Here is a 22,925-nt window from a genome sequence, read left to right as displayed (position 1 = left end):
CGGGGGCACCGCTCCCCCGGGCTACGCCCCGACCACTCCGTCGATGGACTCGCGCAGGAAGTCGGCGTGCCCGTTGTGGCGGGCGTACTCGTGGAGCAGGTGGACCATCACCATGCGCAGCGAGACGTCCTCCTCCCAGCGGGCGAAGTACGCCCTCACGTCGAGCGATGCGGCCTCGCGCTCGATGCGGCGGGCGTGCTCGACCTCCGCCTCCCAGGCCGCGAAGACCTCCTCACGGGTCGACCGCGAGGCGTCGTACGCCTCCTGGAAGTCGCCCTTGGCCGACCAGAGGAAGGGCAGGTCCAGCTCCTGGTTGACGACCCGGCGGAACCAGGTGCGCTCGACCTCGGCCATGTGGCGGACGAGCCCGAGCAGGGACAGGGTGGACGGCGGGGAGGACTGCTGCCGCAGCTGCTCGTCGGTGAGCCCCTCGCACTTCATGGCGAGGGTGGCCCGGTGGAACTCCAGGAATCCGCGCAGGGTTTCGCGCTCGTCGCCGCGCAGCGGCGGGGTCGGCCGGTCGTCTCCGGTCTTCATGTCGCTCAGCCTTCCGTGCGGCGCAGGACGAGGGTGTGGAAGCCGAAGCTGTCGCGGTAGCCGCGCAGCCATTCGGTGCGGTGTGCGGTGGCCGCCTTGAGGGCGTCCGCGCTGCCGGGGTCCTCGGGGTGGTCGAGGGCCCAGGCGGACAGTGCGCCGGTCCAGTTCCACTCGTAGTCGTCGAGTTCGTGGCGGGTGGAGAGGTGGCCGTAGACGGGGGTCCAGCCGGCGGCGGTGATCCGGTCGACGGTGTCGGCCAGGTCCTCGTACTCGCCCAGCATCTCGACGGCCTCGGGAGACGGCTCGGTGAGCCAGAAGGCGTCGCCGACGACGACCCGCCCGGCGGGCGCGAGGTGCTTGTGCGCGGCCTCCAGGGTCCCGGTAAGCCCGCCGAAGGCGTGCGTGGCACCGGAGCTGATGACGACGTCGAAGGGCTCCTCCGGTACGAGGGCGGCGGCGTCCGCCTGCTCCAGCACCAGCCGCTCACCGACGCCCCGCGCATCGGCCTGCCGCCGTGCCTCGGCCAGCCCGCCCGCAGCGAGGTCGACGCCGACGGCGGTCGTCGCGGGGTCCCGCTCCAGTGCCCGGATCAGCCACTCGGCCTGCCCGCAGCCGAGGTCGAGCACCCGCTCGCCGCCCCGGTCGAGCGCCCGCGCGAGCACCCGTGCCACCGAGGAGTCGTCCAGCGGGGAGGCGATGGGATGGTGCACATGTGCCAGCTGTGACATGAGTGAACGTTCCATGCCCGGCACTCTCTCAACAACCCGGGCCCCCTGCACGCCTTTTGCGGGGGGCCCGACAGCACCGGAAGTTGCAGCTCCGGTGCCGCCGCTACAGCACCGGCAGGTTCTTGCGCAGCTCGAAGGCGGTCACCTCGGAGCGGTACTCCTCCCACTCCTGCTTCTTGTTCCTGAGAAAGAAGTCGAAGACGTGCTCGCCGAGGGTCTCGGCGACGAGTTCGCTGCGTTCCATCAGGGCGATGGCCTCGCCGAGGTTCTGCGGGAGGGGCTCGATGCCCATGGCGCGGCGCTCGGCGTCGGAGAGGGCCCAGACGTCGTCGTCGGCGCCCGGCGGGAGTTCGTAGCCCTCCTCGATGCCCTTGAGGCCGGCGGCGAGCAGGACCGCGTAGGTGAGGTAGGGGTTGGCGCCGGAGTCGATGGAGCGGACCTCGACGCGGGAGGAGCCGGTCTTGCCGGGCTTGTACATGGGGACGCGGATGAGGGCGGAGCGGTTGTTGTGGCCCCAGCAGATGTACGAGGGGGCCTCGCCGCCGGAGCCGGCCGTGCGGGCGGAGCCGCCCCAGATGCGCTTGTAGGAGTTCACCCACTGGTTGGTGACGGCGGAGATCTCGGCGGCGTGGCGCAGCAGTCCTGCGATGAAGGAGCGGCCGACCTTGGAGAGCTGGTACTCGGCGCCCGACTCGTAGAAGGCGTTGCGGTCACCCTCGAAGAGGGAGAGGTGGGTGTGCATGCCGGAGCCGGGGAACTCCGAGAAGGGCTTGGGCATGAAGGTGGCCTGGACGCCCTGTTCGAGCGCGACCTGCTTCATGACCAGGCGGAAGGTCATGATGTTGTCGGCGGTGGAGAGCGCGTCGGCGTACCGCAGGTCGATCTCCTGCTGGCCGGGGGCGCCCTCGTGGTGGCTGAACTCGACGGAGATGCCCATCGATTCGAGCATGGTGATGGCCTGGCGGCGGAAGTCCATGCCGACGTTCTGCGGGGTGTGGTCGAAGTAGCCGGAGTTGTCGGCGGGGACGGGCTTGGAGCCGTCCAGCGGCTTGTCCTTGAGGAGGAAGAACTCGATCTCGGGGTGGGTGTAGAAGGTGAAGCCGAGGTCGGAGGTCTTGTTCAGGATGCGCTTGAGGACGTAGCGGGGGTCGGCGAAGGAGGGCGAGCCGTCCGGCATCAGGATGTCGCAGAACATCCGGGCGGTGCCGGGGGCCTCCGCGCGCCAGGGCAGGATCTGGAAGGTGCCCGGGTCCGGCTTGGCGATCATGTCGGACTCGTAGACGCGGGCGAAGCCCTCGATGGCGGAGCCGTCGAAGCCGATGCCCTCGTCGAAGGCCTGCTCCAGCTCGGCCGGGGCCACCGCGACCGACTTCAGGAAGCCGAGTACATCGGTGAACCACAGGCGTACGAATCGGATGTCCCGCTCCTCCAACGTACGGAGCACGAATTCCTGCTGCTTGTCCATTTTCACTTCCATCCTTGCTGGTCAGGCCGCCTGCTCCCACGCCACGGGACACGCCGGGGCTCCCCAGCATCCCACCACACGGTTTCGGGCGGGTTGCGTACCGCCCCACGTGCCGACGGGTGCGGCCGGGGCGGTGTGCGCGCCGTGTGCCGGTCAGGGCGCCGGGCGGCTCACGACGTACACCGTGCGCAGCAGCACCGCCGCCGACAGTGCCAGGAGGTGGAAGCCGACGAGTCCGTACAGGGTCAGCGTCTCACCGATTCTCGGGCCGCCCTCCATACCGACCAGCTGAATGCCGACCACGCCGAGGAAGATGCCGACGGCGGCGAGCACGACACGCCCGACGAGGTCGCCGACGAAGCGGCGGTCGCGGGGGTCGGCGAGCAGCCGGACGTTCATCGAGAGGCGGCCCTCGGCGAGCCGCCCGCCGATCCGGTCGAGGCGGCGCGGCAGCCGGCGCAGCACCGGCAGGAGCGAGAGGAGCTCGTCCTGGGCGGTCTCGCGGACGCTCTGCGGGGCGAGCCGGTCCCGGAACTGCTCGGTGGCGTACGCGCGCGAGGCGGCCAGCATGTCGAAGCCGGGTGAGAGCCCGACGAGGGTGCCCTCCAGGGTGGCCAGGGCGCGGAAGACGGCGGCCATCTCGGCGGGGACGGCGAGGCGGTGGTCGGCGACCAGGCGGAACAGCTCGGTGAACATGGTGACGTCGGGCACCGCGCCCTGGCCCAGGTGGCGGGCGCTGAAGCGGCCCAGTGCGCGCTGGAGCTGCTGTTCGTCGACCTCCTCGGGGTGGTCGGTGACTTCGAGGAGGGCGTCGCACAGGGCGGCGGCCTCGCCGCTCTCGACGGCGAGGAAGAGCCCGGCGAGGGAGTCGCGCAGGCCGGGGTCGATGCGGCCGACGGAGCCGAAGTCGAGGAGGGCGGGGGTGCCGTCCTCCTGGAGCAGGATGTTGCCGGGGTGCGGGTCGGCGTGGAAGACGCCGTCCAGCATGATCTGGTCGAGGAGCGCGTCCAGCAGGGTGCGGGCGATCCGGCCGCCGTGCTCGGGGTCGTCGGGGACCGCCTGGCCGAGCGGGGTTCCTGCGATGCGGCTCATCACCAGCACGCGTTCGGTGCTGAGGTGTTCGTGCAGGACGGGCACGGTGAGCGCGGCGCTTCCCGCGCGGGCCGTCGACGCGGCGCGCACGGCCTTCATGTTGCGGGCCTCGACCCGGAAGTCGAGTTCCTCGCGCAGGGCGACCGCGAAGCCCCGGGCCAGTTCGGGCAGTCCCAGGCCGCGGCCCCAGGCGGTGCGGGCGTGCAGCGCGGCGGCGAGCCGGGTCACGATGTCGAGGTCGCGCTCGACGAGCGGCAGGATGCCGGGGCGCTGCACCTTCACTATGGCCTGGGTGCCGTCGGTGAGGACGGCGGCGTGCACCTGGGCGATGGAGGCGGCGGCCAGCGGCTTGTGGTCGAACTCGGCGAAGACCTCCTCGACGGGGGCGCCGAGCGCGGCGGTGAGGGTGGCCTCGACCTCGGGCCAGGGGGCGGGCGGCACCTGGTCCTGGAGGCGGCTCAGTTCCTCGACGTACACCTCGGGGAACAGGTCGCGGCGGGTCGACATCAGCTGGCCGAGCTTGACGAAGGTGGTGCCGCCGGCCTGGAGGGCCTGGCGCAGCTCGACCGCGAGGAGCTCGTCGCGCACGTCGCTGGGGTGGCGGCGGCCCCGCAGGTAGGGGCCCAGTCCGTGGCGGGTGGCGATGCGCAGGACGCCGGAGTAGCGGCGGGCGCGGGCGACGCGGGCGCGCAGCGACTGCAGTCGGCTCAGCGGGCGCAGTCCGGTCGGGAACACCAGGTCGAGGACGACCAGGACCGTCATCGAGAAGAGCATGCCGACCAGGGCCATCAGGGAGAGGAAGAGCGGTTCGGGGCTCTCGCCGTACGACATCTGCGGGCCGACCAGCGCTCCGGAGAGGGAGAGCGCGACGAATCCGGCGATCACCACCCGGCTCCGGGCCGCGCGGATGCCCAGGAGCCGGCGCGCGAGCACCGAGGGGAGCACCACGACGACGAGAAAGACACTGACTGCGACCAGAAGGCCCACGATCACCATGAGGGGAATTGTGCACCAACTCCTCTTCCTGCAACCGGAGTTGAAGATTCCACAGGAGGGCCTGGTGACGTACGGCGAGGCGGCCGTTACGATCCCCCCTCATGGGGGGCCTGCGGCACACCCGCAACAGTCGCACCGGGCGCCACGAGCGCCCCGCGCGCACCAGGGGCATCGCCCGCGTCCGACGTGGCGTGGCGCTCCTGTGTGCCGCGACGGCGCTGTTCGGCGCGCTGCTGATCTGTCTGGGCCCGGCACCGGCGTCGGCCTCCGGCGGCGGTCCGCACGCGGCGGCGCCCTCCCCCGCACCCGTCTACAACTGCCCCTACGAGCAGGGGCACTGCGGCGTCTTCCCGCACCTCTCCCCCGCGATACTGACCGCGCCGTCCCAGGACGCCCCGCCGGAGGCCCTCGCGCTGCCGGTGCGGCGGGCGGACGGCACCGCGCCGGCGGGCGTGCGGCGCGGGGACGGGGCGTGGCCGCGGGCGCCGGGACCGCACGTCCTTCAGGTGCTGCGGAGGTAGGAGAGGTTCCCGTGCTCCGGGATCCCTCTCCCCCTTTTCCGACCTCCGTACCGCGTAAGGATGTTGCCCCGATGTCTGCCACCACTTCCCGCAAGGCCCGAATAGAGGAGATGCGGCGCGCCGAGAAGGCCCGCGACCGCCGCAACAAGGTGATCGCCCTGGTCGCCGGAGGAGCCGTGCTGGCCGGGCTGATCGGCTTCGGCACGTACGTCTTCATGAAGGAGTCCGACAAGAAGGACGACGAGCGGGTCGCGGCGAAGGGCCCCATCAAGGACGAGAAGGTCTGGGACGCGAAGAAGCTGGGCCGCACGCACGTCACCAAGGAGGTCACCTATCCGATGACCCCGCCGGTCGGCGGTGACCACAACCAGGCCTGGATGAACTGCCAGGGCGACGTCTACCCCAAGCCGATACCGAACATGAACGCGGTGCACTCCCTGGAGCACGGCGCGGTCTGGGTGACGTACACCGACAAGGCGTCCAAGGACGACCTGGAGAAGCTGAAGGCGAAGGTCAAGAAGACCCAGTACTCGCTGATGAGCCCGGTGAACGAGCAGTCCGGGGCGATCATGCTGAGCGCGTGGGGCAAGCAGGTCACGGTGACCGGCGCGGACGACCCGCGGGTCAACCAGTTCTTCACCCGGTACGTGATGGGGCCGCAGACCCCCGAGCCGGGCGCGGCCTGCTCGAACGGCCTGACGCTGGACGCGGTGGGCCAGAAGTGAGCAGGTCCCTGTGGGGTGCGCTGGGTGCCGTGGTGTTCGCCCTGGTGGTGGCGGTGGGAGCCGTCGTCGTGACCCGGGCGGCCTCGGCACCCGGAGACGCCTCCGACGCGTCGCCCGCCGTCTCCAGCAAGTCGTCGACGCCTGCCGGGAATTCGGCGGACGCCGGGTTCGCCCGGGACATGGCGGCCCATCACCAGCAGGCCGTGGAGATGTCGTTCGTCGTCCGGGACCGCACGAAGGACACGGACGTACGGCGCCTCGCCTACGACATCGCCAATACGCAGGCCAATCAGCGCGGCATGCTGCTGGGCTGGCTGGACCTGTGGGGCCTGCCGAAGATCTCGCCGCCGGACGCGCCGCAGATGGCGTGGATGGGGCACACCGGCCACGAGGGGGCGCCCGAGCCCAAGGAGGACGGGCTGATGCCGGGCATGGCGACCCGGGCGGAACTGGCCGCGCTGGGCGCCGCGAACGGCAGGCAGGCCGAGATCCAGTACCTGCGGCTGATGACCACCCACCACCGGGGCGGGGTCGCGATGTCACAGGGCTGCGCGAAGCTGTGCACGGTGCCGGCGGAGCGGGCCCTCGCCCAGGGAATGGTCGACGCGCAGCAGTCCGAACTCGACCTGATGGCCGACCTGCTGAAGGAGCGGGGAGCGCGGCCGTAGGGGCGCCGCAGCTGGACCGGGGACCGGGGCCGAACTGGGTGCGGGGCCGGTCGGGTGACGGCCGGGCGGTGGCGGGGCCGGTCGTGGGACGGGTCGGCCGTCCGCTCACGTCCCCCGGGTGATGCGCCGGCCGGCCCCCGGCAGTGTGCGGGTCAGCCGTCCATTCACGTCCCCCAGGTGATGCGGGGCGGGCGGACCGCCGCGCACAGTGGGCCGCCCCGCTCGTCGGTGAGGCCGAGCCGGCCCACCGCCGTGCCCCCTTCCAGGAGTGCGGCGGGCAGGTCGGCGAAGAAGATCTTGGCCCGGCGGAACATCGCGAACCCGCCGCCCTCCACGAGCTCGCCCCAGGTCAGATAGCAGAACCGCGCACCGGGCCGCCCCTGGACGAACCGGCCCCGGAAGTCCGGACCGCCGTCCCGCCCGGTCACCACCTCCACGGGGAACTCCCACTGGGCCCCGGCCGCGTCGCCCGGCACCGGGCGGTACGGCTCACGGCCCCGCTGCACCGCCACGTGCACGTCGCGGAACTCCTCGAAGACGCGTCCCGGCAGGTCGGAGCCGACGATCCGCACCGTCAGCACGGACGTCGCCCCGGTCGCTCGTGCCGGTCCCTCGTGCGCAGTCATGCCTCCATGTCACCACGGGGGTCCGACAATCGCCCGTGACCGGGCGCGCGTCATCCGGTCCGCAGCACCGCCGCCGCGACCGCGTCCGGCCGGTCCATCATCACCAAGTGCCCGGCGGGCGAAGCCGGTTCGAAGCGGGCACCGAGCAGGCCCGCCAGATCGCGCTGCCGCTCCAGCCACCGGACGGCGAGCGCGCCGGGGCGGCCGTCGTAGCCGGGCACGACGGTGACCGGGGCTCCGGCGGGCAGCGGGTGGGTGATGCGCAGGGCGTTGAGTTCGGCGGCCACCGCCCGGTAGTGCGTGTTCTCCAGGAGCAGCCCGTCGAGCACGCGCGCGGTGCGGTAGGTGCGGCGGACCAGCGCGTCGGGCGCCGGGTCGGCGGCGCCGCCCGCGCGGGAGGCGCGGACGACGGCCCGCCGGGTCGCGGGCCCCAGCGCGGCCGGGGCCCCGGCCGCGCTCAGCGCCGCCGCGAGTCCGCGGGCGAGGGCGGTACGGACGGCGGGCGCCGCGGGCACGCGCGCGCGGGGCTCGACGCTGGAGTCCAGCAGGACCAGCCCCGCGGTGCGGGCCGGGTACAGCCGGGCGAACGCCTCCGCGTGGAATCCGGCGATCGAGTGGCCCACGACCGTGGCGGGGCCGGTGCTCCCGCGGGCCGGGCCGAGCGCGTCGAGCAGGGCGGCGATGCGGCGCGCCTCGCCGGTGGCGGAGGGCGCCACGACGGCGGGCGCGGACAGCCCGTGGCCCGGCCGGTCGAAGCAGACCACCGTGCGGTGCGGGGCGAGCAGCCGCACCACCGGCTCCCAGTCGAACCAGCTCATCGCGAGCCCCGCGCTCAGCACGCACACCGGCCCGCTGCCCGTCACGACCACGTGGTGCGCGACCCCGCCGATCCGCACGAAGCCGCCCCTGCCCAGGTCCGCGCCCGCCGCGCCGCCCGCGACCGCTCCTGCCCCTGCTTCCGCGTCCATCCCTGCTCCTGCCCGTACGTCCGTCACACCGACAGCCTCTCGCGCCACACCGACCGTGCGAGCACCGCCAGCCAGATCGCCACCAGCAGCACCTGTGACCGCTGCCCCAGGCCGAGCAGCCAGGTGCCCCTTCCGGCCTGGAAGGCGGCGACCGAGGCGAGGGTCCAGGCGGTCGCGGCCAGTTCGAGGACGACCAGGGCGGGGCCCAGGCGGGCCAGCGGCGCCCACTGCCGGTAGCGGCGGGCCGCGACGGTGAGCGCGACGATGCCGGTGAGCGCGCCCAGCATGGCCAGACTGCTGCTCCAGGCGTGCGCGGTGTGGGTCGCCGGGACCAGACCCGCGGTCTCCCGGGCGGCGCACTCCGGGTCGACGGTGGGCGCGCAGCTCAGCGGAAGCCGGGAGTCCGCGACGGTGGCCCCGCCGAACAGGGCCAGTCCCGCCCAGCCCGCGACCAGCCACGGCCTGCGCGGCGTACGGGCCAGCGCCCACAGCGCGCCGAGGAACAGCAGCGCGCCCGCCGCCAGGTCGGTGGCCCGGAAGAGGCCGCCCAGCGGCTGGTCGGCGGCGGCCAGCTCACTGACGTACGTACGGATGGGGTCGAGGCCGGTCCACAGGACGACTTCGACCACCCATGCGGTGTACGCGGCAGCGCCGAGGCCGAGCAGAACAGCGAGAGGACGAGAGTCGAATCGGGACATAGTGGGATTGATGCTAATTGAGTGCGCACCCCTGCTTGCCGGTTCGATACCCGGTGGGGGTAAGGTGCGGGCATGGTGACGAGCGGGCGGAGCGCGTGGGGCGGGCGGCTGTTGCTGTTCGCGGCGCTCCTGTTCGGCATCGTCACGATGCACACGCTGGGCCACCCCGCCGAGGAGCACGGCGGCGGTCACGGAGCCATGGACACGGGCACGGTCGCGAGCAGCACCGCCACCACCGGCCACACGGGCACCACCGTCAGCACCCAGCACACGGGCGCCACCGACCACGCGGCACGCACCGGGTCCCACGAGAGGCCCCACGAGCCGCGCCCGGCGGCGCACGCGATGCCCGGTCCGGCGTCCGGAGCCACCGGCCCCGCCGCGACCGCGGCCACCCTCGCGGCACCCGTCACGGCCCTCACCGCGGCCGTCGCCACCGTCACCGCCGCCACCTCCCCCGCCGGTTCCCCGCACGGCATGGACCCCATGTCGGTGTGTCTCGCCGTGCTCGGTGCCTGGGGCGTCGCCCTGCTCGGGGCGTGGCTGGTGGTGCGCCGCGCGGCGGCCACGGACCTCGTGCGGGTGGTGCGCGGGGCGCTGCTGCGGGCCCTGTGGCCCCAACCGCCGCCGCCCAGAACGGTTCTCGCCAGGTTGTCGGTACTGCGGATCTAGGAGCGGAGTCCCGCCAGGGACACCACCGCTCCGGGCACCCGCGCGCGACCGCGCGCACCCGTGCGCGGCCTCCCGCGCACCTGCCCGCACTCCGTCACCGACCACACCACACGAGGACGTCTGTCATGCGTACCCACACCACGCGCCGCACCCTGCTCGGCGCCGCCGTCGCCGCGGCCGGCACCGGAATCCTGACCGCCTGCTCCAACTCCTCCGGCTCCGACATGGACGGGATGGCCGGAATGGACCACTCCGGCGGCACTTCGGGCGCGCGGCCCGGCGGCAGCGGAGCCCCCGCGCCCAAGGGCTACATCGCCCCGTACGACAAGGAGGTCGCCGCCGCCGAGAAGGCCCGCGGGGCCGGCCCGGTCCGCACCGTGAAGCTCACCGCCACCCCCACCACCCTGGACCTCGGCGGCGGCACGACCGTCAGGTCCTGGGCGTACGGGGACTCCCTGCCCGGCAAGGAGGTCCGGGTGACGGCGGGCGACACCCTCGCCCTGACCCTCGCCAACCACCTCCCCGCCGCCACCTCCCTGCACTGGCACGGGCTGGCCCTGCGCAACGACATGGACGGCGTGCCGGGCCTGACCCAGCAGGAGATCAGGCCGGGCGCCGAGTTCGCCTACCGGTTCGCGGTGCCGCACCCGGGGACGTACTGGTTCCACCCGCACTCGGGCGTGCAGCAGGACCGGGGGCTGTACGCGCCCCTGATCGTGGAGGACCCGAAGGAGCCGCTGAAGTACGACAAGGAGTGGGTCGTCGTCCTGGACGACTGGGTCGACGGGGTGCAGGGCTCCACCCCCGACGCGGTGCTGGCCGAGCTGGGCCGGGGCATGGGCGGCATGGACCACGGGAGCGGCGGGAACAGCGGGGGCGGCGGCCACGAGGGCCACTCGATGCCCGCCCCCACGCAGTCGACGCCCGCCGCGAAGGGCCCCTCGCGGATGATGATGGGCGCCACCAGCGACCTCCTGGGACCCGACGCGGGCGACGTCGCCTACCCGCACTACCTGGTCAACGGCCGCACCCCGCAGGCCCCTTCGACGTACCGCGCCAAGCCGGGCGACCGGATCCGCATCCGGATCGTCAACGCGGGCGGCGACACCGCCTTCCGCGTCGCGCTCGGCGGCCACCGGATGACCGTCACCCACACGGACGGCTTCCCGGTCCGGCACGCGGAGACGGACGCACTGCTGCTGGGGATGGGCGAGCGGTACGACGTCCTGGTCACGGCCAAGGACGGCGTGTTCCCGCTGACCGCGGTCGCCGAGGGCAAGAAGGCGGCGGCCCTGGCGCTGCTGCGCACCGGCGGCGGCGCGGCGCCCGCCGCCTCCGTACGCCCGAAGGAGCTGACCGGGAAGCTGCTGACGGCGGACAGGCTGACCGCGGACGAGTCGGTGGCGCTGCCCGCCCGCAAGCCGGACCGGACGGTGAAGATCCGGCTGACCGGCGGGATGGCCAAGTACGACTGGGCGTTCGACGGGAAGCCGTACTCGCCCGACCAGCGGCACCCGGTGAAGGCGGGCGAGCGGGTCAGGCTGGACTTCACCAACGCGACGGCCATGTGGCACCCGCTGCACCTGCACGGCCACACCTTCGCCCTGGCGAACCCCGGCGCCGGCCCGCGCAAGGACACCGCGATCATCCTGCCGAACGGGCGCCTCACGGTGGACTTCGACGCCGACAACCCGGGGCTGTGGATGATCCACTGCCACAACGTCTACCACTCGGAGGCGGGAATGATGACGGTGCTGGGCTACCGGCGCTGAGCCGGGCCCCGGGGCGGGAGGCGGCGGGGTGCCGGACCGGAAGGCCGCCGGGCCCCGCCGCCCCCGCCCCGGGGGCGGTGAAAAGGCCGTGGGGCACGGGTGAAGATCCTGTTACTGTCACGACACCACGGGTCGAATGCGCATTCGCATCGCCCCGAGTCGCGCTAAGGACACCGCCGCATGACCACGCCCCTCCCGCCCTCCGGTTCCGACCCGTGGGCAGCTCCCGACGCGGACACGCCCGAGGCCCCGCCGACCGGTCCGGACCCGCACGGGACGGGCCCGCGGGCCGACCCGTACGCCCACCCGGCGGTCCCGCCGCCGCCCACGCACCCGGGCCCTTACACCTACCCGGGCGGCTACGGCATGCCGTTCGCGCCGCCCCCGCCGCCCCGCAACGGCATGGGCGTCACCGCGCTGGTCCTCGGGCTGGTCAGCACGCTCCTGGGCCTGCTGGTCGTGCTCTTCTGGGCGACCTGGCTGCCGGGGCTGCTGGCCCTCGTGTTCGGCCTCGTCGCACTGGGGCAGGTCAGGAGGGGCACGGCCACCAACAAGGGCGCCGCCGTGGCCGGTGCGGTCCTCGGCGCCGTGGGCCTGCTGTTCTCGGGCGGCGGCGGCTACCTCGCCGTCACCGGGTACCGCGCGGCCGAGGCACGGGTGGCGGAGCACCGCACGGTGGACGGCGAGGAGTACGGCGACCCGTCCGCGGACGACGGCGCGGACGCGGACACCTCCCCCGCGGACCGCACGCCGGAGCCCGAACCCGAGCCGGAGATCCTGCCCTTCGGGAAGTCCTTCACCTACGAGGACGGCGTGAAGGTCACCGTGAGCGCCCCGAAGTCCTTCACCCCCGACCGGTACACCGCGCACCTGCTCAAGCCGGGCAACCGCGCGTACTTCGTGCGGATCACCATCGACAACGGCAGCACGAAGCGGCTGTCCCCGCTCTCCTACCCGCAGGTCACCGACCAGCGCGGCGCCGACGTGGACGTCATGGTCGACTCCGCGCACGTCTCGTACTTCGCCCGGACCATCCTGCCCGGCAACCGGTCCAGCGCCATGCACGCCTTCCAGGTGCCGAAGGACGCCGCCACGCGGCTCCAGCTGGAGTACGCCCCGGACTACGAGGGACACGACTTCCAGATGTGGACCGGCCCGGCCGAGTAGGCGGGGACCAGGCGGCGCACCAGGACATCGCGTCAGGTAGACGATTAGAGTGGCGGGCGTGCCCCGACTACGCATCGCCCTGAATCAGATCGACTCGACCGTCGGTGATCTCGCCGCGAACGCCGAGGCGATCGTGCACTGGACCCGGCACGCCGCCGAACAGGGCGCGCACCTGGTCGCGTTCCCCGAGATGGTGCTCACCGGGTACCCCGTGGAGGACCTGGCCCTGCGGTCGTCCTTCGTCGAGGCCTCCCGCACCGCCGTACGGGAACTGGCCGCGCGGCTCGCCGAGGAGGGCTTCGGGGAGGTCCCGGTCGTCGTCGGCCACCTCGACCGGGCGGCCCGCGCCCGGCCGCGCTACGGGCAGCCCGCCGGAGCCCCGCAGGACGCCGCCTCGGTACTGCACCGGGGCGAGGTCGCCCTGACCTTCGCCAAGCATCACCTCCCCAACTACGGCGTCTTCGACGAGTTCCGGTACTTCGTGCCGGGCGACACGATGCCGGTCGTCCGGGTGCACGGGGTGGACGTCGCCCTCGCCATCTGCGAGGACCTCTGGCAGGACGGCGGCCGGGTGCCCGCCGCCCGCACCGTGCGGGCCGGGCTGCTGCTGTCGGTCAACGCCTCGCCGTACGAGGTGCACAAGGACGACACCCGCCTCGACCTGGTGCGCAGGCGCGCCCGGGAGGCCGGCTGCACCACCGCGTACGTGGCGACGACCGGCGGCCAGGACGAGCTGGTCTACGACGGCGACTCGATCGTCTGCGACCGCGACGGCGAAGTCCTCGCGCGCGCACCGCAGTTCTCCGAGGGCAGCATGCTGCTGGACCTGGACCTGCCCGCCGCGAGCGGGGACCCGGTGACCGGGACGGTCGACGACGGACTGCGCGTCGACCGGGTGGTGCTCAGCACGGACCCGCCGCCCGCCCACGACGCCGAGCTGACCGGGGACAGCGCGGCGCGGCTGGAGGACACCGAGGAGGTGTACACGGCGCTGGTGGTGGGGCTGCGCGCCTACCTCGCGAAGAACGGTTTCCGCTCGGTGCTGGTCGGGCTGTCCGGCGGCATCGACTCGGCGCTGGTCGCCTCGATCGCCTGCGACGCGGTGGGCGCCCGGCACGTGTACGGCGTGTCCATGCCGTCGAAGTACAGCTCGCAGCACTCGAAGGACGACGCAGCCGAACTGGCCCGGCGCACCGGGCTGCACTACCGCACCGTCCCCATCGGCCCGATGTTCGACGCGTACACCGCCGCGCTGGAGCTGACCGGCCTAGCCGAGGAGAACCTCCAGTCGCGGCTGCGCGGCACCACCCTGATGGCGCTCTCCAACCAGGAGGGCCACCTCGTCCTCGCCCCGGGCAACAAGTCCGAGCTGGCGGTGGGCTACTCGACCCTCTACGGCGACTCCGTCGGCGGGTTCGGCCCGATCAAGGACGTCTACAAGACGTGGGTCTTCGATCTGGCCCGCTGGCGCAACAAGGCGGCCGAGGAGCGCGGGAAGACCCCGCCGATCCCGGAGAACTCGCTCACCAAGCCGCCCAGCGCCGAACTGCGCCCCGGCCAGGTCGACACCGACTCGCTGCCCGACTACGCCGTCCTGGACGCGGTGCTGGAGCGCTACGTCGACCGTGACGAGGGCCTGGAGGCGATCGTCGCGGCGGGCTTCGACCGAGAACTGGTCGCGCGGACACTGCGGATGGTGGACGCGGCCGAGTACAAGCGCCGCCAGTACCCGCCGGGCACCAAGATCTCCCCGAAGGGCTTCGGCAAGGACCGCAGGCTGCCGGTCACCAACCGGTGGCGGGAGTCGGGCTGAGCCCCGCGGCCCGCGGGAAGGGGGCCGCGGGCGGCGGGGCGGGTCCGCGGACCCGGGCTAGAACTTCACCCGGGCGGCGATCGGCAGGTGGTCGCTCGCGGTGCGCTCCAGGGCCCAGGAGGACATCGGCTCGACGCCCTTGACCATGATCTGGTCGATCCGCGCCATCGGGAACCCGGCCGGCCAGGTGAAGCCGAAGCCGTCGCCCGCGGCTCCCTGGGTGGAGCGCATCTGGGCGGTGATGCCGTTGAGGGCACGGTCGTTCATGGTGCCGTTGAGGTCGCCGAGCAGCACGATGCGCCGCAGCGGCTCGTGGGCGATGGCCTCGCCCAGGGCGTCCGCGCTGGCGTCGCGCTGCCCGGCGGTGAAGCCGGACTGGAGCTTGACCCGTACCGAGGGCATGTGGGCCACGTACACCGCGACGTCGCCCTTGGGGGTGGCCACCGTGGAGCGCATCGCGCGGGCCCAGCCGAGCTGGATGTCGACCTGCCGGGTGTCGGTCATCGGGTACTTGCTCCACAGCCCGACGGTGCCCTCGACCGAGTGGTAGCGGTACGTGGCGCCCATGGCCTTCTTGTACGCCGCGAGGCGGTCGCCCCGGATCTCCTCCAGGGCCACCACGTCGGCGCCGGAGGCGGCGACCACCCGTACGGTGCCCTCGGGGTCGTCGTTCTCCGCGTTGACGTTGTGGGTGGCGACGGTGAGGTCGCCGCCGGGGGCGGTCTTGTCGGAGTAGAGCCCGGCGAAGAGGTTGAGCCAGACCGCCGCCGGGAGGATCAGCGCGACCAGCGCGAGGGCCGAGCGGCGCAGCAGGGCGCACACCAGCAGCACCGGGACGGCCAGCCCGAACCAGGGCAGGAAGGTCTCGGTGAGGCTGCCGAGGTTGCCGATGGTGTTGGGGATCTGCGCGTGGAACATCATCACCAGCGCGACCAGCACGGCCAGGACCGCGAGGAAGATGCCGCGCCGCCAGATCCGGCGGTCGCCGCGCCAGGCGGCCGACGGCCGCCCCGTGCGCGCCCCGGAACCCGAGCCGGAACCGGACCCCGGGACGGAACCGGAACCCGAGCCGGAACCAGAACCGGCGACGGAACCGGAACCGGCCGCGGAACCCGGTCCTGCGGCCGAAGCGGAATCCGGCCCTGAGCCGGGAGGGGTGCCGGGAGCGGCCCCGGAACCCGGTGCGAAGGCCCCGCCGGCGCCGTCGCCCGCGCCGGTCGAGGCGGTGGCTCCGGAGCCGGTTCCGGAGGGCTCCGCCTCCGGGCCGTCGTTCCCGGTGTCCGGCCTGTACGCCTGCGCCATTCCGCTGTCCTCACTTGCCGTGCTCGCTCACCGCCCGCCCCGCCCCTTGACCCTAGGCGATGACCGGTGCCCTTCTCCGCCGCCATCCGCAACGGCCGTACGGCGTGAAGGACGGCGGTGCCCGGCGACGGGTTCCGGTGCGACCGCCCGCCCGGTCCTCTGTGACGAAACGCGCACAGAAGGGCAGGTGGGGAGGGTGTCTCGGCGTCCCACTTCCGGACTGCGCCGCGGGATGCCACCATGGACGCGGTCCGGAGACGCCGTAAGGGCGCTTCGAGATGACGAAGGAGCCGTTTCAGCCATGACGCTTCAGGCTGCCCACAACGCTGCCCAGCACCCGGATTCCGCCGGGTCGCCCGCCCCCTCGCCCGCGGCCCCCGCCGCCGCGAGCCGGGACCCCAAGTCGCTCTACGGAGGTACCGGCACCCGCCGGATCACCGTTCACCAGATCGCCGCCGCCAAGGAGCGCGGCGAGAAGTGGCCCATGCTCACCGCGTACGACGCGATGACGGCGTCCGTGTTCGACGAGGCCGGGGTACCGGTGCTGCTCGTCGGGGACTCGATGGGCAACTGCCACCTCGGGTACGAGACCACCGTGCCGGTCACCATGGACGAGATGGCCGTGCTGTCGGCCGCCGTCGTCCGCGGGACCCAGCGCGCCATGGTCGTCGCCGACCTGCCGTTCGGCTCGTACCAGGAGGGCCCCGTGCAGGCCCTGCGCAACGCCACCCGGCTGATCAAGGAGTCGGGCGTCGGCGCGGTCAAGCTGGAGGGCGGCGAGCGGTCGCTGCCGCAGACCGAACTGCTGGTCGCCTCCGGCATCCCGGTGATGTCCCACCTGGGGCTCACCCCGCAGTCCGTGAACACGCTCGGCTACCGGGTGCAGGGCCGCGGCGACGAGGCCGCGCACCGGCTGCTGCGGGACGCCAAGGCCGCCGAGGACGCGGGCGCGTTCGCCCTGGTCCTGGAGCTGGTCCCGGCGGAGCTGGCGGCGGAGGTCACCCGCAGCCTGTCCATCCCCACCATCGGCATCGGCGCGGGCCCGGACACCGACGCGCAGGTCCTCGTCTACACCGACATGGTGGGGCTGACCGGCGGCAAGGTGCCGCGCTTCACCAAGCAGTACGCGAACCTGCGGCAGACCCTCGGGGACGCGGCACGGGCGTTCGCCGACGAGGTCTCGGGCGGAACGTTCCCGCGCGAGGAGCACACCTTCCACTAGGAGCCCCGCCCCGGGGAGCCCCTTCCCCCGGAAACCCCTCCCGCGGGGACCCTTCCCGCGGGAGGGACCGTCCGGCGGGCACCGCCGGACCACGAGCCACTGCCCGCACGAACGACGGCCCGCCGCCTTCCCCCACGGCGGGCCGTCGGCGTTCGCGGCGGACGGCGGGAACGGCGCCCTGTCGGCGGGCTGTCGGTGATCTGTCGGTGGAGCGGGGCCGGCCGGACAGAACTGTCGGCCGATTGTCAGTGGCGGCTGCTCCAATGTTCGACATGACGCGATACGACAAGAAACCGGGTGACACCGGCACACCTGCCATCCAGGTACGGGGCCTGGCCAAGCACTACGGCGAGACCAGGGCGCTCGACGGCGTGGACCTCGACGTGAGCGAGGGCACGGTCCTCGGCGTACTCGGCCCCAACGGCGCCGGCAAGACCACCCTCGTGCGCTGCCTCTCCACCCTGATCAGGCCCGACGCGGGCACGGCGACGGTCGCCGGGTTCGACGTGGTGCGCCAGCCGCGGCAGCTGCGCCGGACGATCGGCCTGACCGGGCAGTACGCCTCGGTCGACGAGAAGCTCTCCGGCTGGGAGAACCTCTACATGATCGGGCGGCTGCTCGACCTGTCCCGCAAGGACTCCCGCAGGCGCGCGGACGACCTGCTGGAGCGGTTCTCGCTGACCGAGGCGGCGAAGAAGGCCGCCGCGACGTACTCCGGCGGCATGCGCCGCCGGCTCGACCTGGCGGCGTCCATGATCGGGCAGCCCGCGGTGCTCTACCTGGACGAGCCGACGACCGGCCTCGACCCGCGCACCCGCAACGAGGTGTGGGCGGAGGTGCAGCGCATGGTCGGCGAGGGCGTCACCGTGCTGCTCACCACGCAGTACATGGAGGAGGCCGAGCAGCTGGCCAGCGAGCTGACCGTGATCGACCGGGGCAAGGTCGTCGCGGAGGGCAAGGTGGACGAGCTGAAGGCCAAGGTCGGCGGGCGCACCCTGCAGATCCGCCCCTCCGACCCGGCCCAGCTGAACGCCATGGCGGGCACGCTGGCCGAGGCGGGGCTGGACGGCCTCGCGGGCTCGCAGACGCGGGTCGACGAGGGCCTGCTGTACGTGCCGATCCTCAGCGACGAGCAACTGACCGCGGTGGTCGGCCTGCTGGGCGCCCGCGGGTTCGCCATCGCCGACATCGGCACCCATCTGCCCAGCCTGGACGAGGTGTTCCTGGCGATCACGGGCGAGAAGAGCAGCGAGGCGGACAGCGCGTCGCCGTCCGCCGGGCGGATCGAGGACGCCGTGGAGAAGGAAGAGGTAGCGGCATGAGTACGGCCACCCTGACCAAGCCGGAGCCCGGCACCGGGCGGACGCGGCCGGCGGACCTCGTCGACGAGGGCCGGATCGGGCTGCGCGCCAATCTGCGGCACATCACCGCGCTCGCGCGGCGCAACGCGCTGCAGATCAAGCGGGACCCGGAGTCGCTGTTCGACGTCCTGTTCATGCCGATCATCTTCACGCTGCTGTTCACGTTCGTCTTCGGCGGCGCGGTGGCGGGCGCCGGCAACCAGGACCAGTACGTCAGCTACCTGGTGCCCGGCCTGATGGCGATGATGGGCATGAACGTGTCGATGGCGGTCGGCACCGGTGTCAACGAGGACTTCCAGAAGGGGGTCATGGACCGGTTCCGGACGATGCCCATCGCCCGGTCCTCCGTCCTCATCGCCAAGATCGTCGTCGAGATCGGCCGCATGATGATCGCCTTCGCGATCCTGCTGACCGTCGGTCTCGTCCTGGGGATGAACATCGCCACCTCGCCGCTGCACGTGCTGGCCGCGGTCGGTCTGTCGCTGCTCTTCGGTGCCGCGCTGATGTGGGTGTTCATCCTGATCGGACTGACCGTCAAGACGGCGCAGGCCGTGCAGGGGATGGCGATGATCGTGCTGATGCCGCTCCAGTTCGGCTCCTCCATCTTCACCCCGACGAAGACCATGCCCGGCTGGCTGCAGACGTTCACCGACTACAACCCGCTGTCCAACCTGGCGGACGCGGTGCGCGGACTGTTCCTGAGCGGCCCGATCGCCCAGGACGTGTGGATGGTGCTGGGCTGGGCCGTGGTGATCACCCTGGCGACCGCGCCGCTGGCGATCTCCAGGTTCCGCAACAAGACCTGAGCCCACGGGCCCCGGCGACCCGAGCCGTTCCACAGGACACGCGCTAGTGCCCGGGACCCCGCTCCTCGAACCAGTCCGGATCCTCCCCGTACCGATCGCGTCGTGCGTACACGAGGGCGGTGGCCTCCTCCATGGAGAGGCCGCCGCCTTCCGCGTACGCCGTCCCGTAGGCCTCCTCGCCCAGGACGGCGCGGGCCTGGGCCGCCGCGAGGTCCCTGGCCTCGACCTCCTGCCCGACGACGAAGTGCCGCTTGGGGAGCTGCTCCTGGTACGTGCCGAGCAGCCGCGCCGCGTCCGCCGCCAGTCGCGTGTCCGGTGCGCCGCCGTCGTGGCCGCCGGCCAGACCGGCCAGCGAGCCCGCGATCGTCATCAGGTGCACGGCGGGCATCTGCGGGGCCACCATCCGGGACAGCGCGGACCCCGCCCGCTCCAGTGCGCGGGCCCCCAGGGCGAGGCCCTCCGCGTACGAGCCCTCCAGGTTGGCCACCCAGGCGAGCAGCCCGAGCGAGAAGCCGTCGAAGATCCGCAGGTTGCCGCCCTCGAAGTCGTCGCGCAGCACCGTCAGTTGCTCGCGGGCCTCGGCCAGCCGGCCGGTGCGGGCCAGCCGGATGCCGAGGTAGAGCCGGGTGGCCGGACCCGCCTCGGTGCCGGGGCTCACCGGGTCGGCCAGCCCCTGCCACAGCAGTGCCTCGCCCTCGTCGCCCCGGTCGATCTCCATCAGGGCACCGGCCAGCCGGGTGCGCAGCAGCAGGACGTGGGGACGCGCGTCGAGTGCCTCCGCGTGGCCGACGGCCTCCTCGTACGCCTCGGCGGCCAGGGCGAAGTCGCCGGACTTCTCGTATGCCTCGCCCAGCGCGGACAGCGCCTCGGCGATCCCCCAGCCGTCGCCGAGCCGGCGGAAGATCTCCAGGCTCTCCTCGGCGTCCCGGCGGGCGTCGCCCGCCCAGGCGGAGTGGTTGGCGAAGATGTTGGCCCGCATCTCCAGGGCGCAGGCCAGGTCCCACTCGTACCCGAACCGCCGGCAGGCGTCGACGGTCCCGTCGATCGCGTCGCGCAGCACGGCGTCGTCCTCGCTGGTCATCAGCAGCGCGAGGACCCACAGCGAGCCCGGGGCGCGGCAGGCCTGCGGCAGGTCGGGGCGGTAGGTGGCGGCGACCCGGCGCAGCCAGCGCTCGGCCTCCGGGCCGAACCAGGCGTCCAGCCGGTGGTCCATGCTGACCAGGTGGAGGATGCGGACGCCGCGCCGGGCCTCCTGGAGCACCTCGGGGCGCATCGGCGGGGGTGCGTCGGTGCACGCCTCGAAGACGGCCTCGACGGACTCGGGGGGCGCCTCGAACGGGTCCTCGCTCAGCGCCAGGGTGGCCGCGGTCCAGTGCCTGGCCTCGCTGCGCCGGTCGCGGACCTGCCAGTACCAGGCCAGGGAGTGCACCAGGCAGAGCGCCTCGTGCTCGTCCCCGGCGGCGACGGCGCGGCGCAGTGCGGCGCGCAGGTTCTCGTACTCGCTCTGGAAGCGGGCGACCCAGTGCAGCTGTTCCCGGCTGTGCAGCAACGGGTTCCCGGTGCGGGCCAGTTCGCGGAAGTGGACGAGGTGGCGGTGCTCGGCCTCGGCGCGGGTGCCGGACTCGGCGAGGCGTTCGGCGGCGTACTCCGAGACGGTTTCCAGCAGGTGGTAGCGCATCTGGCCGTCGGTCTCGGCGGGCGCGGCGACGACGAGGGACTTGTCGACGAGCGAGCCGAGCAGGTCGAGTGCGGCGGGCCCGCAGACCGCTTCGGCGGCGGCCAGGTCGCAGCCGCCCTGGAAGACCGAGAGCGCGGCCAGGGCCTGCCGTTCGTCCTCCTCCAGCAGTTCCCACGACCAGTCGACGACCGCGCGCAGCGTCTGCTGGCGGGGCAGTACGGTCCTGGCGCCCGCGCTGAGCAGCCGGAACCGGTCGTCGAGCCGGTCGGCGATCTGCCGGGGGGTGAGCATCCGCAGCCGGGCGGCGGCGAGTTCGATGGCCAGCGGCAGTCCGTCGAGGCGGCGGCAGATCTCGGCGGCGGCGGCCGGGTCGTCGTCGGTGCGGAACCCGGGCCTGGCGGCGGCGCCGCGCTCGGCGAACAGCCGCAGCGCGACGGGCGGCGGGAGCGGTTCCACCGGGCGCACCAGTTCGCCCGGCACGCCGAGGGGTTCGCGGCTGGTGGCGAGGATGGTCAGCTCGGGGCAGCGCGCGAGGAGGTGCTCGGCGAGCCGGGCCGCGGCGGCCACGACGTGCTCGCAGTTGTCGAGCAGGAGCAGCACGCTGCGGCGGGAGAGGTACTCGGTGAGGCGGATCAGCGGGTCGCGGCCGGTGGGGTCGGCGGCCCGCAGTTCCTCGGCGCCCGCGCCGCGCAGCACGATCTCCTGGGCGCCGAGCGCGGTGAGGACCGCCTCGGGGACGGTGTCCGGGTCCTCCACCGGGGCGAGTTCCACCAGCCACACGCCGTCGCCCCACGGGCCGGGGGTGCCGGCCCGCTCGGCCGCCTCGGCGGCCTCCTGCGAGAGCCGTGTCTTGCCCGCTCCCCCGGGCCCCAGGAGCGTCACGAGCCGGGCCTGCGCGAGGTCGTCCCGGATGACGTCGATGTCCTTCTCCCGGCCGACGAAGGAGGTGAGGCGGGCCCGGAGATTGCCCGTGACGGGCGGGGCGGCGGGCCGTGGTGCGCGGGGGGCCGGCGGGGCACCGGGGGCCTTGGGGGCTTCCGGGACCTCCGCGGCCTCGGGAGCCCCGGCAGTCTCGGGGACCCCGGCAGCCTCAGGGGTCAGCAGCCGGGCGTGCAGCGTGCGCAGCTCGGCGGAGGGGTCCGTGCCGAGGCGGTCGGCGAGCAGGGTGCGCACGGTCTCGTACCCGGCCAGCGCCTCCGCGGTGCGGCCGGTGGCGTGCAGGGCGCGCAGCCGCAGGGCCTGGAGGGGTTCGTCCAGGGGGTGCTCGGCGCAGAGCGCGGTCAGTTCCGGGAGTGCCTCGGCCGCGCCGCCGAGCGCGAGGGACGCGCCGAGCCGGGCGCGGCGGGCGTCCAGCAGGCGGGCCTCCCAGCGGGTCGCGTCGGCGGTACGGGCCGGGAGGTCGGCCAGCGGCGGGCCGCCGCCGGCCCGCCACAGGGCGAGCGCGTCGTCGAGCAGCGCGAGGGCCTTCGTCGCGTCGCCCTCGGCGGCGGCCCGCAGCCCCTCGGTCGTGAGGTGCTCGAACCGGTGCAGGTCGACGTCGTCCGGGGCGGCGGCGAGTACGTAGCCGCCGTCGGCGGAGGTGACCGCGGCGCGGCCGATGGTCCTGCGCAGCCGGGCCACGAGGGCCTGGACGGCGCCGGGGGTGTCGGCCGGGGCGGAGTCGGGATCGCCCCACAGGTCGTCGGCGAGAGCGGCGACCGAGACCTGCCGGCCGGGGCGCAGGGCGAGCGCCGTCAGCAGTGCGCGCAGGCGGGGACCGCCGAGGGGGACGGGGGTTCCGTCGTCGCGGAGGGCTCGGGCGGGGCCGAGAATCTGATAACGCACCGAGCCATTGTCCCTGCCGATCCCGGCATCGGCCCCGCCGCCCGAGGGGGCTCGGCGGGGTGGGGGAACGTGAGGCGTCGCCGCCCGAGGGGGCGGGGGCGTGGAACCGTGGGGGTGGGGTCGGGCGTTGGGGGGAGTGCGGGACGGTACGGTCGGCTCCTCGACCGGTACCCGCCCCGCACCGACCACGTGCCGCACCGACCACGTCCCGCCGCAGCACACCCTCCACGCCCCGCCCCGTACCAACGCCCCCCACGGACCCCGCCCCCGCCCAGGAGTCGCTT

Annotated in this window: 19 protein-coding genes; 10 read left to right on the top strand and 9 right to left on the bottom strand. The window is 73.5% G+C overall.

Features of this window, described 5'->3' with window-relative positions; all coding sequences use genetic code 11:
• Positions 1-21 precede the first annotated feature (21 nt).
• The 4 genes from ACFYVL_RS19935 to ACFYVL_RS19920 form a co-directional block, all read right to left on the bottom strand.
• On the bottom strand, positions 22-537 hold the full coding sequence (locus tag ACFYVL_RS19935; RefSeq protein WP_389246463.1) for a DinB family protein: 516 nt from the start codon (positions 535-537) through the stop codon (positions 22-24).
• Positions 538-542: 5 nt separating this feature from the next.
• Positions 543-1,280, bottom strand: coding sequence for an SAM-dependent methyltransferase (locus ACFYVL_RS19930; RefSeq protein ID WP_389246460.1), 738 nt, complete (start codon positions 1,278-1,280; stop codon positions 543-545).
• A gap of 88 nt (positions 1,281-1,368) precedes the next feature.
• Positions 1,369-2,730, bottom strand: coding sequence for a glutamine synthetase family protein (locus ACFYVL_RS19925; RefSeq protein ID WP_389246458.1), 1,362 nt, complete (start codon positions 2,728-2,730; stop codon positions 1,369-1,371).
• Between the two features lie 153 nt (positions 2,731-2,883).
• The gene (locus ACFYVL_RS19920; RefSeq protein WP_389246456.1) at positions 2,884-4,818 is read right to left on the bottom strand and encodes an ABC1 kinase family protein; all 1,935 of its coding nucleotides are present in this window, start codon (positions 4,816-4,818) and stop codon (positions 2,884-2,886) included.
• 101 nt (positions 4,819-4,919) lie between these two features.
• Here ACFYVL_RS19920 and ACFYVL_RS19915 point away from each other — a divergent pair, with 101 nt between their 5' ends.
• The 3 genes from ACFYVL_RS19915 to ACFYVL_RS19905 all read left to right on the top strand — a co-directional run bounded on the left by ACFYVL_RS19915 (position 4,920) and on the right by ACFYVL_RS19905 (position 6,732).
• Positions 4,920-5,339, top strand: coding sequence for a hypothetical protein (locus ACFYVL_RS19915; protein WP_389246454.1), 420 nt, complete (start codon positions 4,920-4,922; stop codon positions 5,337-5,339).
• Positions 5,340-5,410: 71 nt separating this feature from the next.
• On the top strand, positions 5,411-6,064 hold the full coding sequence (locus tag ACFYVL_RS19910) for a DUF3105 domain-containing protein (RefSeq protein WP_389246453.1): 654 nt from the start codon (positions 5,411-5,413) through the stop codon (positions 6,062-6,064).
• Positions 6,061-6,732 carry a DUF305 domain-containing protein gene (locus ACFYVL_RS19905; RefSeq protein WP_389246451.1) on the top strand — a complete coding sequence of 224 codons (672 nt, stop codon included), beginning with the start codon at positions 6,061-6,063 and terminating at the stop codon, positions 6,730-6,732. The genes ACFYVL_RS19910 and ACFYVL_RS19905 overlap by 4 nt, the downstream gene beginning before the upstream one ends.
• 164 nt (positions 6,733-6,896) lie before the next feature.
• On the opposite strand, the gene ACFYVL_RS19900 is transcribed toward ACFYVL_RS19905, so the two are convergent.
• Genes ACFYVL_RS19900 through ACFYVL_RS19890 form a run of 3 tightly spaced genes read right to left on the bottom strand, consistent with a single transcriptional unit; the run spans position 6,897 to position 9,024 of the window.
• On the bottom strand, positions 6,897-7,358 hold the full coding sequence (locus tag ACFYVL_RS19900; protein WP_389246450.1) for a DUF5990 family protein: 462 nt from the start codon (positions 7,356-7,358) through the stop codon (positions 6,897-6,899).
• 50 nt (positions 7,359-7,408) lie between these two features.
• A complete protein-coding gene (locus tag ACFYVL_RS19895; protein WP_389246448.1) occupies positions 7,409-8,326 on the bottom strand; it encodes an alpha/beta fold hydrolase in 918 nt (305 codons plus the stop codon).
• Between the two features lie 23 nt (positions 8,327-8,349).
• Positions 8,350-9,024, bottom strand: coding sequence for a DUF998 domain-containing protein (locus ACFYVL_RS19890; RefSeq protein ID WP_389246446.1), 675 nt, complete (start codon positions 9,022-9,024; stop codon positions 8,350-8,352).
• 72 nt (positions 9,025-9,096) lie between these two features.
• Here ACFYVL_RS19890 and ACFYVL_RS19885 point away from each other — a divergent pair, with 72 nt between their 5' ends.
• From ACFYVL_RS19885 to ACFYVL_RS19870, 4 genes are all read left to right on the top strand, one after another.
• Positions 9,097-9,696: a hypothetical protein gene (locus ACFYVL_RS19885; protein WP_389246444.1), complete on the top strand. Its 600-nt coding sequence runs from the start codon at positions 9,097-9,099 to the stop codon at positions 9,694-9,696.
• A 125-nt stretch (positions 9,697-9,821) separates the two neighbouring features.
• The gene (locus tag ACFYVL_RS19880) at positions 9,822-11,468 is read left to right on the top strand and encodes a multicopper oxidase family protein (protein WP_389246443.1); all 1,647 of its coding nucleotides are present in this window, start codon (positions 9,822-9,824) and stop codon (positions 11,466-11,468) included.
• Positions 11,469-11,648: 180 nt separating this feature from the next.
• Positions 11,649-12,635, top strand: coding sequence for a DUF4190 domain-containing protein (locus tag ACFYVL_RS19875; RefSeq protein ID WP_389246441.1), 987 nt, complete (start codon positions 11,649-11,651; stop codon positions 12,633-12,635).
• 58 nt (positions 12,636-12,693) lie between these two features.
• Complete coding sequence (locus ACFYVL_RS19870; RefSeq protein WP_389246439.1) at positions 12,694-14,448, top strand: NAD+ synthase; 1,755 nt, start codon at positions 12,694-12,696, stop codon at positions 14,446-14,448.
• 57 nt (positions 14,449-14,505) lie between these two features.
• Here ACFYVL_RS19870 and ACFYVL_RS19865 read toward each other — a convergent pair whose 3' ends face one another.
• Positions 14,506-15,423: an endonuclease/exonuclease/phosphatase family protein gene (locus tag ACFYVL_RS19865; RefSeq protein ID WP_389246584.1), complete on the bottom strand. Its 918-nt coding sequence runs from the start codon at positions 15,421-15,423 to the stop codon at positions 14,506-14,508.
• A gap of 628 nt (positions 15,424-16,051) precedes the next feature.
• On the opposite strand from ACFYVL_RS19865, the gene panB reads away from it, so the two are divergent.
• The 3 genes from panB (at position 16,052) to ACFYVL_RS19850 (ending at position 19,139) form a co-directional block, all read left to right on the top strand.
• Positions 16,052-16,972: a 3-methyl-2-oxobutanoate hydroxymethyltransferase gene (gene panB / locus ACFYVL_RS19860; protein ID WP_389246437.1), complete on the top strand. Its 921-nt coding sequence runs from the start codon at positions 16,052-16,054 to the stop codon at positions 16,970-16,972.
• Between the two features lie 263 nt (positions 16,973-17,235).
• Entirely contained in the window at positions 17,236-18,294 is a 1,059-nt protein-coding gene (locus ACFYVL_RS19855; protein WP_389246435.1) for an ATP-binding cassette domain-containing protein, read from the top strand.
• Positions 18,291-19,139, top strand: coding sequence for an ABC transporter permease (locus tag ACFYVL_RS19850; protein ID WP_389246434.1), 849 nt, complete (start codon positions 18,291-18,293; stop codon positions 19,137-19,139). The genes ACFYVL_RS19855 and ACFYVL_RS19850 overlap by 4 nt, the downstream gene beginning before the upstream one ends.
• A 43-nt stretch (positions 19,140-19,182) precedes the next feature.
• Here the strand turns inward: ACFYVL_RS19850 and ACFYVL_RS19845 are convergent, their stop codons facing one another.
• Complete coding sequence (locus ACFYVL_RS19845; protein WP_389246432.1) at positions 19,183-22,641, bottom strand: BTAD domain-containing putative transcriptional regulator; 3,459 nt, start codon at positions 22,639-22,641, stop codon at positions 19,183-19,185.
• Positions 22,642-22,925: the final 284 nt, after the last annotated feature.

Origin of the sequence: Streptomyces sp. NPDC004111 (assembly GCF_042874215.1) — a bacterium.
Taxonomy (GTDB): domain Bacteria; phylum Actinomycetota; class Actinomycetes; order Streptomycetales; family Streptomycetaceae; genus Streptomyces.
Note: the sequence above shows the minus strand (reverse complement) of the source record. Positions and strands in the feature narration are given on the sequence as shown.

What these genes read in the sequence shown, in the direction of transcription:
- ACFYVL_RS19925 (WP_389246458.1), bottom strand. Translation starts at nt 2,730, where the DNA reads ATGGACAAGCAGCAGGAATTCGTGCTCCGTACGTTGGAGGAGCGGGAC.
- ACFYVL_RS19910 (WP_389246453.1), top strand. Translation starts at nt 5,411, where the DNA reads ATGTCTGCCACCACTTCCCGCAAGGCCCGAATAGAGGAGATGCGGCGC.
- ACFYVL_RS19850 (WP_389246434.1), top strand. Translation starts at nt 18,291, where the DNA reads ATGAGTACGGCCACCCTGACCAAGCCGGAGCCCGGCACCGGGCGGACG.
- ACFYVL_RS19920 (WP_389246456.1), bottom strand. Translation starts at nt 4,818, where the DNA reads ATGGTGATCGTGGGCCTTCTGGTCGCAGTCAGTGTCTTTCTCGTCGTC.
- ACFYVL_RS19890 (WP_389246446.1), bottom strand. Translation starts at nt 9,024, where the DNA reads ATGTCCCGATTCGACTCTCGTCCTCTCGCTGTTCTGCTCGGCCTCGGC.
- ACFYVL_RS19875 (WP_389246441.1), top strand. Translation starts at nt 11,649, where the DNA reads ATGACCACGCCCCTCCCGCCCTCCGGTTCCGACCCGTGGGCAGCTCCC.
- ACFYVL_RS19855 (WP_389246435.1), top strand. Translation starts at nt 17,236, where the DNA reads ATGTTCGACATGACGCGATACGACAAGAAACCGGGTGACACCGGCACA.
- ACFYVL_RS19915 (WP_389246454.1), top strand. Translation starts at nt 4,920, where the DNA reads ATGGGGGGCCTGCGGCACACCCGCAACAGTCGCACCGGGCGCCACGAG.
- panB (WP_389246437.1), top strand. Translation starts at nt 16,052, where the DNA reads ATGACGCTTCAGGCTGCCCACAACGCTGCCCAGCACCCGGATTCCGCC.
- ACFYVL_RS19900 (WP_389246450.1), bottom strand. Translation starts at nt 7,358, where the DNA reads ATGACTGCGCACGAGGGACCGGCACGAGCGACCGGGGCGACGTCCGTG.
- ACFYVL_RS19895 (WP_389246448.1), bottom strand. Translation starts at nt 8,326, where the DNA reads ATGGACGCGGAAGCAGGGGCAGGAGCGGTCGCGGGCGGCGCGGCGGGC.
- ACFYVL_RS19885 (WP_389246444.1), top strand. Translation starts at nt 9,097, where the DNA reads ATGGTGACGAGCGGGCGGAGCGCGTGGGGCGGGCGGCTGTTGCTGTTC.
- ACFYVL_RS19935 (WP_389246463.1), bottom strand. Translation starts at nt 537, where the DNA reads ATGAAGACCGGAGACGACCGGCCGACCCCGCCGCTGCGCGGCGACGAG.
- ACFYVL_RS19930 (WP_389246460.1), bottom strand. Translation starts at nt 1,280, where the DNA reads ATGGAACGTTCACTCATGTCACAGCTGGCACATGTGCACCATCCCATC.
- ACFYVL_RS19880 (WP_389246443.1), top strand. Translation starts at nt 9,822, where the DNA reads ATGCGTACCCACACCACGCGCCGCACCCTGCTCGGCGCCGCCGTCGCC.